The sequence below is a fragment of the Pseudomonas fluorescens genome, assembly GCF_018614775.1.
Lineage (GTDB): Bacteria > Pseudomonadota > Gammaproteobacteria > Pseudomonadales > Pseudomonadaceae > Aquipseudomonas > Aquipseudomonas fluorescens_BY.
Genome location: NZ_JAGGOF010000014.1, coordinates 61,855 through 72,229 on the forward strand (window position 1 = coordinate 61,855; position 10,375 = coordinate 72,229).

At 62.5% G+C, this 10,375-nt stretch carries 8 protein-coding genes; 3 read left to right on the plus strand and 5 right to left on the minus strand.

What is annotated here, in order from left to right; genetic code table 11:
- Positions 1-32 precede the first annotated feature (32 nt).
- On the plus strand, positions 33-803 hold the full coding sequence (locus J7E36_RS04260) for a TenA family transcriptional regulator (protein WP_251030498.1): 771 nt from the start codon (positions 33-35) through the stop codon (positions 801-803).
- Positions 804-1,022: 219 nt separating this feature from the next.
- Here the strand turns inward: J7E36_RS04260 and J7E36_RS04265 are convergent, their stop codons facing one another.
- The 5 genes from J7E36_RS04265 to J7E36_RS04285 form a co-directional block, all read right to left on the minus strand.
- Positions 1,023-1,949: a GGDEF domain-containing protein gene (locus J7E36_RS04265; protein ID WP_215000193.1), complete on the minus strand. Its 927-nt coding sequence runs from the start codon at positions 1,947-1,949 to the stop codon at positions 1,023-1,025.
- Between the two features lie 359 nt (positions 1,950-2,308).
- Positions 2,309-3,049: a YciK family oxidoreductase gene (locus tag J7E36_RS04270; RefSeq protein WP_215000195.1), complete on the minus strand. Its 741-nt coding sequence runs from the start codon at positions 3,047-3,049 to the stop codon at positions 2,309-2,311.
- Between the two features lie 152 nt (positions 3,050-3,201).
- Entirely contained in the window at positions 3,202-3,873 is a 672-nt protein-coding gene (gene mupP, locus J7E36_RS04275; RefSeq protein WP_215000197.1) for an N-acetylmuramic acid 6-phosphate phosphatase MupP, read from the minus strand.
- Positions 3,874-3,877: 4 nt separating this feature from the next.
- The gene (gene ubiG / locus J7E36_RS04280; protein WP_020299633.1) at positions 3,878-4,576 is read right to left on the minus strand and encodes a bifunctional 2-polyprenyl-6-hydroxyphenol methylase/3-demethylubiquinol 3-O-methyltransferase UbiG; all 699 of its coding nucleotides are present in this window, start codon (positions 4,574-4,576) and stop codon (positions 3,878-3,880) included.
- A gap of 64 nt (positions 4,577-4,640) precedes the next feature.
- On the minus strand, positions 4,641-5,972 hold the full coding sequence (locus J7E36_RS04285; protein ID WP_215000199.1) for a TRZ/ATZ family hydrolase: 1,332 nt from the start codon (positions 5,970-5,972) through the stop codon (positions 4,641-4,643).
- 106 nt (positions 5,973-6,078) lie between these two features.
- Here J7E36_RS04285 and mtnA point away from each other — a divergent pair, with 106 nt between their 5' ends.
- Positions 6,079-7,155 (plus strand): S-methyl-5-thioribose-1-phosphate isomerase, encoded by a 1,077-nt coding sequence (gene mtnA, locus J7E36_RS04290; RefSeq protein WP_215000201.1) that lies wholly within the window; start codon positions 6,079-6,081, stop codon positions 7,153-7,155.
- Between the two features lie 451 nt (positions 7,156-7,606).
- Positions 7,607-10,276 (plus strand): DNA gyrase subunit A, encoded by a 2,670-nt coding sequence (gene gyrA, locus J7E36_RS04295; protein ID WP_215000203.1) that lies wholly within the window; start codon positions 7,607-7,609, stop codon positions 10,274-10,276.
- The last annotated feature ends 99 nt before the right edge of the window (positions 10,277-10,375 follow it).

Sequence of the window (10,375 nt, forward strand, 5' to 3'; positions counted from 1 at the left end):
TGATCGACACATTCAACCGAACAGGCCCGCTCATGGAGCCCCAAAGCTATCCGAAGTGGGCGCAGCAGCTCATTACCGATTGCAGCGAGAGCAAGCGCCGGGTTGTCGAACACGAGCTGTATCAACGCATGCGCGACAACAAGCTCAGCGCCAAGACCATGCGCCACTACCTCATTGGTGGTTGGCCGGTCGTTGAACAGTTCGCCTTATACATGGCACAGAACCTCACCAAGACCCGCTTTGCCCGCCATCCCGGCGAGGACATGGCGCGTCGCTGGCTGATGCGCAACATCCGTGTCGAACTCAACCATGCCGACTACTGGGTCAACTGGAGCGCCGCCCATGGCGTGACCCTGGAAGACCTGCAAGCCCAGCAAGTGCCGCCGGAGCTGCATGCCCTGAGCCACTGGTGCTGGCACACCAGTTCGTCGGACTCGCTGATCGTGGCAATCGCCGCGACCAACTACGCCATCGAGGGCGCCACTGGGGAGTGGTCTGCCGTGGTGTGCTCCAGCGGTGTCTATGCGGCAGCGTTTGCCGACGAAGACCGCAAGCGGGCCATGAAGTGGCTGAAGATGCATGCCCAGTACGACGATGCCCATCCTTGGGAAGCCCTGGAGATCATCTGCACGCTGGCGGGCATGAACCCGAGCAAGGCGTTGCAGACGGAGCTGCGCCAGGCCGTGTGCAAGAGCTACGACTACATGTACCTGTTCCTGGAACGATGCATGCAACTGGAACAGTCGGAGCCTGCAGGTAAATCGTCAGCGAGCCGTGAGCGGCTGGCGCTGGCTGAGAACTGAGCTTTTCCTGATGCATAGCTGAGCCCGAGTGGGAGCGAGTCAGCTCGCGGTAGGGCCGGGCAGTCAACGGGGAGGTTGACTGTCACGGCCTCATCGCGAGCAGGCTCGCTCCCACAGTTGTCTTGGGCCTGCCGCTATTTTCTAATTCACCACCAAAATCCAGTGTGGGAGCGAGCCTGCTCGCGATAGCGGTGGGTCTGCCACTCAGAATTGATCTGGTCAACCCGCCATCGCCAGCCGGTTGCGTCCCTCGCGCTTGGCCACGTACAGCGCGCTGTCGGCCCGTCGCAGCAGGCTTTCCACTGATTCGCCCGGCAGCAGCGTCGCGCAGCCGAGGCTGACCGTCAGCTCGATCCGGGCGCCCTCGGCGAAGTAGTCCTGTACCTGGGCGGCATAACGCAGTCGTTCACCGATCATGGCGGCGGCGTCCCGGTTGGTATTGGCCAGCAGGATCAGAAACTCTTCGCCGCCGAACCGGAACACCATGTCGACATTGCGCAACTGCTGCTTTATCGAATCGGCCACGGCCTTGAGCACATCGTCGCCGACACTGTGTCCATAGCTGTCGTTGATGCGCTTGAAATGGTCGATGTCCAGCATCAGCAGCGACAAGGGCTGCGAATGACGCCTGGCCATGTCGATTTCCCGGGTCAGGGTCTGGTCCATGGCGATGCGATTGCCGGTGCCGGTCAGCGGATCGCGCAGGGCGCTTTGAGTCGCGGCGCGATAGAGCAGGGCGTTGCGCAGTGGATACAGCAAGCTGGACAGCATCGACTCCAGATCGCCCTGTTCCGCCTCTGAAAAGCGCTGGTTGCGACGGAATACCAACTCGCCCAGGTGCTCGCCTTCATGGCTGAGGGTATAGCTGACAGTGTGATGCCCGCGCTGACCGAACTCCAGGCGCAGATCGCTGGGCTTGTGCTGATACGCCAACGCATCCAAAGGAACCAATCGCTGAATTTCGCGAAAGAACAGGCCCAGGATGCGTTGCGGCTCCAGGCTGGTCTGCAATTGCTGGCCCAGTTGCTGGCGCAATTGCGCAAGACTGACGGACCGCGCTGCGCGCGGCGACGGCTGGCCGAGGCCAAGGCGCTGCAATTTGGCGCTGTCGAAGTCAATCGCGTTCATCTGCGTCGGCGTTTTCATAATGGCGTAAGCCCCTAAGCTAATCTGTCCCGACAGGCTGGGTGCCGCGGCTTTGGGCTGCGCGTCGTACTGGTCCTTCAGTCCCGTAGGACTCTGATAGGAGTTTAGTCCGCTTTCCTCGGCTGGCCTAAGTCTCGTCTCAATGTCCGTTACCCGCCGAACATGGCGTGTTTGAGGATATTTAGAGCGAAAGTCGTGCCATTCGGTTCATTTCTATGAAAACCTTCAAAAAATCAATGAGTTGTCAACAGGTGGGTGAGTGATTCAGCGGTGGGGGCGCCGCCGATTTGGCGGTTCGCCTGGCAGCGTGCCATCAGAAGGCGCGTCGCGACGGGAAGCCGTCGCGACGTGTAGGTGGGTCACTGGGCGTTGAACGCCTGCCCGTTGACGCCCGTGCTGTCCGGGCCCATCAGGTAGAGGTAGACCGGCATGATCGCTTCAGGTGTCGGGTTGTCGAGGGGGTTTTCCCCCGGATAGGCCTGGGCGCGCATGCTGGTGCGAGTAGCGCCGGGGTTGATGCTGTTGGCACGCACGGCGGCGACGCTGTCGACTTCGTCAGCCAGGGTTTGCATCAGCCCTTCGGTGGCAAACTTGGACACGCCATAGGCACCCCAATAGGCACGGCCCTTGCGGCCTACGCTGCTGGAGGTGAACACCACCGAAGCATCCCTGGACAGCTTGAGCAGCGGCAACAGGGTACCGGTGAGCATGAACATGGCGTTGACGTTGATGTGCATCACCCGCATGAAGTTCTCACCGGACAGTTGCTCCAGCGGCGTGCGCGGGCCGATGATCGAGGCATTGTGCAGCAGGCCGTCCAGGTGACCGAACTCGGTTTCGATCATGGCCGCCAGTTCATCGTACTGATGGGGCAGGGCGGTTTCGAGGTTGAACGGAATTACCGCCGGCTGCGGATGACCGGCCGCTTCGATTTCATCATAGACCTGGGTCAGGTTGGCTTCGGTCTTGCCCAGCAGCAGCACGGTGGCGCCGTGGGCGGCGTAGGTCTTGGCAGCGGCTGCGCCGATACCGCGACCGGCACCGGTGACCAGGATGACCCGGCCCTGGAGCAGGTCGGGGCGGGCAGAGTAATCAAACATAAAAAACCTCACGAAAACATAACGATGCGTAGTGACGAACTGTGGTGAAGAGCAGGTTTACTGTGAGAGCAAAGCTTGCTCCCACAGATGTATCTTCAGGCTGTTCTTCAAAGACCTTCTTGCCAGTCTCCTTGCCACAAAGAGCGATCAGCTCAGCAACTGCACAACGCGTTATCCAGCACTTCACGCAGCGCCGACGGATGATCGATCACCACGTCCGCACCCCAGTGCCTGGGGTTGTCGTCCGGGTGGATGTAGCCGTAGGTCACCGCGCAGGTCCTGGTGCCGGCGCTGCGGCCGGACTCGATGTCGCGCAGGTCGTCGCCGACGAACAGCACGCTGGCCGGGTCCAGGTCGAGCATCTTGCACGCCAGGGTCAGCGGTTCCGGGTCCGGCTTGCTGTTCTTCACATGATCAGGGCAGATCAGCACTTTCGAGCGCTCCGCCAGGCCCAACTGCTGCATGATCGGCTCGGCGAAGCGCACTGGCTTGTTGGTGACCACGCCCCAGATCAGGTTGGCCGCCTCGATGTCGGCCAGCACCTGGGCCATGCCGTCGAAAAGATGGCTGTGCACCGCGCAACCCTTGAGGTAGCGGTCGAGGAATTCCTGGCGCAGTGCCTCGAACCCTGGCGATTCCGGGTCCATGGAAAAGGTCACCGCGACCATCGCCCGGGCGCCACCGGATATTTCGTCGCGAATGTGCTGCGCGTTTACCGGTGGCAGGCCACGGTCGGCGCGCATGGCCTGGCAGATGGCGATGAAGTCCGGCGCGGTATCGAGCAGCGTGCCGTCCATGTCGAAGAGAACCGCTTTGAGACGCATCGCCTTACTCCTCGCGCAGGGTCTGGATCATGTAATTGACGTCGACGTCGGCGGCCAGCTTGTAATGCTTGGTCAGCGGGTTGTAGGTCAGGCCGATGATGTCCTTGACGGTCAGCCCGGCCATGCGGCTCCAGGCACCCAGCTCGGACGGGCGGATGAATTTCTTGAAGTCGTGGGTGCCGCGCGGCAGCAGCTTCATGATGTACTCGGCGCCGATGATGGCGAACAGGTACGCCTTCGGGTTCCGGTTGATGGTGGAGAAAAACACCTGGCCGCCCGGCTTGACCATGCGGAAGCAGGCGCGGATGACCGAGGACGGGTCCGGCACGTGTTCGAGCATTTCCAGGCAGGTGACTACGTCGAACTGCTCGGGCATTTCCTCCGCCAGGGCTTCGGCGGTGATCTGCCGGTACTCCACGCTGACGCCGGATTCCAGCTGGTGCAGCTGCGCCACTGCCAGCGGTGCTTCGCCCATGTCAATGCCCATCACCGTCGCGCCGCGCTGGGCCATGGCTTCGCTGAGGATGCCACCGCCACAGCCGACGTCGAGCACCTTCTTGCCGGCCAGGTTGACCCGTTCGTCAATCCAGTTGACCCGCAGCGGGTTGATGTCGTGCAGCGGCTTGAACTCGCTTTCACGGTCCCACCAGCGATGGGCCAGGGCTTCGAATTTGGCGATTTCGGCGTGGTCGACGTTGCTCATGTGCAGATCCTCGAAAAGCTGGGAAAGTCAGGTGTCCCGAGCGCTACGGCTCCAGGGGCGTTGGTTAGTCGTCGTGGCCGCTGATGCGGCGCCCCCAGGCCTGTGCCGTGGCGGTCAATTGCGATTCGTCGAGACGGGTCAGCCGGCCATCTTCCAGCAGCGGTTTGCCGGCCACCCACAGGTGTTTCACGCAGTCGCGCCCCGTGGCATAGATCAACTGTGACACCGGGTCATAGATCGGTTGCTGCGCCAGGCCCGACAGGTCGAAGGCCACCAGGTCAGCGGCCTTGCCGACTTCCAGCGAGCCCACGGTCGCTTCAATGCCCAGCGCCCGAGCGCCATTGAGCGTGGCCATGCGCAGCGCGCGATGGGCGTCCAGGGCCGTGGCCGAGCCGGCAACCGCCTTGGCCAGCAGGGCGGCGGTACGGGTTTCGCCAAGCAGGTCCAGGTCGTTATTGCTCGCGGCGCCATCCGTGCCGATGGCCACATTGACCCCGGCCTGCCACAACCGCTCCACCGGGCAGAATCCGCTGGCCAGTTTCAGGTTCGATTCCGGGCAATGGATCACGCTGCAATTGCTTTCTACCAGCAAAGCCTGGTCTTCATCGCTGATCTGAGTCATGTGCACGGCCTGGAAGCGCGGCCCCAGCAGGCCGAGTCGCCCCAGCCGAGCCAGCGGTCGTTCGGCGGTGTTGTCCACAGCCTGCTGCACTTCGAAGGCGGTTTCATGAACGTGCATATGAATCGGCGCGTCCAGTTCCTCGGCGATCACGCGGATTTTCTCCAGGTTCTCGTCGCCCACGGTGTAGGGCGCGTGGGGACCGAATGCGATTTTGATCCGCGGATGGTGCTTGAGGTCGCCAAACAGCTCGATGCCCTGACGAATGGCGTCGTCGGCGCTGGCGGCACCGGGGATCGGAAAATCGAGGATCGGAATGGCGAGTTGCGCGCGCATGCCGCTGTTGTGCACGCGCTCGCTGGCAACCTTGGGGTAGAAATACATGTCAGAGAAGCAAGTGATGCCGCCCTTGATCTGCTCGGCGATCGCCAGGTCGGTGCCATCGCGGACGAAATCCTCGTCGACCCATTTGGCCTCGGCCGGCCAGATGTGCTGTTCGAGCCAGGTCATCAGGGGCAGGTCGTCGGCCAGGCCGCGAAACAGGGTCATGGCCGCATGGCCGTGGGCATTGATCAGCCCTGGGGCCAGAAGCATGCCGGGCAGCTCCCGGACCTCTGCGGCATCACACTTGAGGGCTTCTGCCCGTGGGCCGATAAATACGATGCAACCGTCGCGAATGCCCAGGCCATGATGCTTGAGCACCACACCGGCGGGTTCGACAGGCACCAACCAGCTCGGCAGCAATAATAAGTCGAGCGCAACGGCAGGCTTGGGCATCGTGGAGCGGTTCCATGGCGTATAAAGGATGGCGAAGTATACCCGAGCGTCTTCGCGGAGGGATCGCTATAATCGGCGGCTTTTGTTGATGAGTACGGGGTGAGGGATGCGCGATCGACTGTTGGCTGCAGAGAAGGTGAAAGCCATCGATTGGCGTGATGGCGTCCTGTACCTGCACGATCTGCGCAGTTTGCCGTTCGAGCAACACTGGATCGCCTGCTCCAGCGCTGCCGATGTGGCCGAGGCGATTGGCGCGAGGGTGGTACAGGGTGCGTCGGTTATCGGGATCTGCGCGGCGTATGGCGTGGTGCTGGCTGCTCGCGCCAGGCTGGCAGAGGGTGGCAACTGGCACGCTGCCCTGGAAGCCGATTTCTCCCTGCTGGCCGCGGCCCGGCCGACGGCGGCGAACCTGTTCTGGGCGCTGGACCGGATGCGCGACCGGTTGGGGCGCTTGAAGGACCATGCCGAGCCGTTGGCGGTGCTCGAGGCCGAAGCCGTTGCCATTCATGAGAGCGATCGCGAAGCCAATCTGACCATGGCCCAGCTCGGCGTCGACCTGATCCGCAAGCATCAGGGCAATGCCCAGGCCATCCTGACCCACTGCAACACCGGTGCCCTCGCCACTGGCGGGTTCGGCACTGCGCTGGGCGTGATCCGTGGCGCGTTCATCGAGGGCATGGTCGAGCGTGTCTATGCCACCGAAACCCGCCCGAGCCTGCAGGGTGCGCGCCTGACCGCGTGGGAGCTGGCCAGCGAAGGCGTCCCGGTGACCCTCAATGTCGATTCCGCCGCTGCCCATATCATGAAGACCAAGGGCGTGACCTGGTTGATCGTGGGGGCTGACTGCGTTGCCGCCAACGGCGACGTGGCGAGCCGGATCGGCACCTACCAGCTGGCGGTCTGCGCGATGCATCACGGTGTGCGCTTCATGGTGGTGGCGCCCAGCGCGACCATCGACCTGAGCCTGGCCAGTGGCGAGGACATCCCGGTCGAGGAAGGTGATGGGCGCGAGTTGCTGGAGATCGGCGGCAAGCGGATTGGCGCGCAGGTAGACGCGTTCAATCCGGTGTTCGATGTCACCCCGGCGGACCTGATCGACGTCATCGTCACCGAAAAGGGCATCATCGAGCGCCCCGATACGGCGAAGCTTGCGCAGTTGATGTGTCGCAAGCGGCTGCATTGAGAAGTTGTGTCGCCTGAACTATTGCATTCGCGAGCAAGCCCGCTTGTGTCTTGCGCTGCGATTAGCGTTGTTTTCGATATCCGGGGAAACACAAACTCCCTGTGGGAGCGGGCTTGCTCGCGAAGAGGCCCTTGCGGGCGGCAAATAGCTTGCATTTGAGAGCAAATTTTCCAGTCGCACTGCTTCTAAGCCCCCCTGATCCCCTACCAGCCTGTCATCGGTCAACTAACTACGCACCATGCGCATCTGGGGGATAGGTGCGTGGCGGCTCTTGTGATAACATCCGGCGGTTTCCAGGGCTGCCTCGCGAGGTGGCCTTTACTGCGCAGATCCATGGCATAACTCGTTGATTTGTCGTAAGTCGCTGCCTGGCACTTGTCCAGCAGCGGCGAGCTTCGTTCGTCCCATCTGGACTGACGAGGTTTCACCAGAAAAAGGAATCAGGCTTCTCATGGGCGAACTGGCCAAAGAAATCCTCCCGGTCAATATCGAAGACGAGCTGAAACAGTCCTACCTCGACTACGCAATGAGCGTAATCGTCGGGCGGGCGCTGCCGGATGCGCGCGATGGCTTGAAGCCCGTGCACCGGCGCGTGCTGTTCGCGATGAGCGAGCTGGGCAACGACTTCAACAAGCCGTACAAGAAATCCGCCCGTGTCGTCGGTGACGTGATCGGTAAGTATCACCCCCATGGCGACACCGCCGTGTACGACACCATCGTCCGGATGGCGCAGCCCTTTTCCCTGCGCTACCTGCTGGTAGACGGCCAGGGCAACTTCGGTTCCGTGGATGGCGACAACGCCGCGGCCATGCGATACACCGAAGTGCGCATGACCAAGCTGGCCCACGAGCTGCTGGCCGACCTGCACAAGGAAACCGTGGACTGGGTGCCGAACTACGACGGCACCGAAATGATCCCGGCGGTCATGCCGACCCGTATTCCCAACCTGCTGGTCAACGGTTCCAGCGGTATCGCCGTGGGCATGGCGACCAACATCCCGCCGCACAACCTCGGTGAAGTCATCGACGGTTGCCTGGCCCTCATCGACAATCCCGAGCTGACGGTCGATGAGCTGATGCAATACATCCCCGGTCCGGACTTCCCGACCGCCGCGATCATCAACGGTCGCGCCGGCATCATCGAAGCCTACCGCACCGGCCGCGGCCGTATTTACATGCGCGCCCGCTCGACCATCGAAGACATCGACAAGGTCGGTGGCCGCCAGCAGATCGTCATCACCGAGCTGCCGTACCAGCTGAACAAGGCCCGCCTGATCGAGAAGATCGCCGAGCTGGTGAAAGAGAAGAAGCTTGAGGGCATCACCGAGCTGCGTGACGAGTCCGACAAGGACGGCATGCGCGTCGTGATCGAGCTGCGTCGTGGCGAAGTGCCCGAGGTGATCCTCAACAACCTCTACGCCCAGACCCAGCTGCAGGCAGTGTTCGGTATCAACATCGTCGCGCTGATCGACGGTCGCCCACGGATCCTGAACCTCAAGGACCTGCTGGAAGCCTTCGTGCGTCACCGCCGCGAAGTGGTGACCCGCCGTACCGTGTTCGAGCTGCGCAAGGCCCGTGAGCGCGGCCACATCCTCGAAGGCCAGGCCGTTGCCCTGTCGAACATCGACCCGGTGATCGCCCTGATCAAGGCCTCGCCCACCCCGTCGGAAGCCAAGGAAGCGCTGATCAGTACGCCTTGGGAGTCCACTGCGGTGGTAGCGATGGTCGAGCGTGCCGGTGCCGATTCCTGCCGTCCGGAGAACCTCGATCCGCAATACGGCCTGCGCGACGGCAAGTACTTCCTGTCCCCGGAGCAGGCGCAAGCCATCCTGGAACTGCGTCTGCACCGCCTGACCGGCCTGGAGCACGAGAAGCTGCTGGCCGAGTATCAGGAGATCCTCAACCAGATCGGCGAGCTGATCCGCATCCTCAACAGCGCCACGCGCCTGATGGAAGTGATCCGCGAAGAACTGGAAGTGATCCGCGCCGAATACGGCGACGTGCGCCGCACCGAGATTCTCGATGCGCGCCTGGACCTGACCCTGGGTGACATGATCCCGGAAGAAGAGCGCGTGGTGACCATTTCCCACGGCGGCTACGCCAAGACCCAGCCGCTGGCGGCCTACCAGGCCCAGCGTCGCGGTGGTAAAGGTAAATCGGCGACCGGCGTGAAGGACGAGGACTACATCGCTCACCTGTTGGTCGCCAACAGCCACACCACGCTGTTGCTGTTCTCCAGCAAGGGCAAGGTGTACTGGCTCAAGACCTACGAAATCCCCGAAGCCTCCCGTGCCGCCCGTGGTCGTCCGCTGGTCAACCTGCTGCCGCTGGACGATGGTGAGTACATCACCACCATGTTGCCGGTCGAGGAATACACCGAAGGCCACTACATCTTCATGGCGACCGCCAACGGCACCGTCAAGAAGACTCCGCTGGAATCCTTCAGCCGCCAGCGCAGCGTCGGCCTGATCGCCCTGGAGCTGGACGAAGGTGACGTGCTGATTTCCGCCGCCATCACCGACGGCGAGCGTGAAGTCATGCTGTTCTCCGACGGCGGCAAGGTCACCCGCTTCAAGGAATCCGATGTCCGCGCCATGGGCCGTACCGCCCGCGGTGTGCGTGGTATGCGCCTGCCGGAAGGGCAGAAACTGATCTCCATGCTGATCCCCGAAGAAGGCAGCCAGATCCTCACCGCTTCGGCGCGTGGTTATGGCAAGCGCACCGCCATCAGCGAGTTCCCCGAGTACAAGCGTGGCGGCCAGGGTGTGATCGCCATGGTCAGCAACGAGCGTAACGGCCGTCTGGTCGGCGCGGTCCAGGTGCTCGACGGCGAGGAGATCATGCTGATCTCCGACCAGGGTACCCTCGTGCGCACGCGAGTCTCCGAGGTGTCGAGCCTGGGCCGTAACACCCAGGGCGTGACGCTGATCAAGCTGGCCAGCGATGAAACGCTGGTGGGGCTTGAGCGGGTCCAGGAACCGTCGGAAGTCGAAGGCGAGGAGCTGGAAGGCGAAGACGATGGCGTGGCGTTCGACGCTACCCTAGGAGCCGATGTCGACGACATGGCCGGCGCCGATCAATCGCTCGACGCAGCCGCAGACGAAGAAGAACCGCAGGACTAAGCGGACACGCAGGGGGCGGATGAAGATTCGCCCCCTTGTTGTTTGTCCCTTTTGAAAATTTGCGACACTGCACGTCAGGATCGTTCCCTCGCTCTGCGT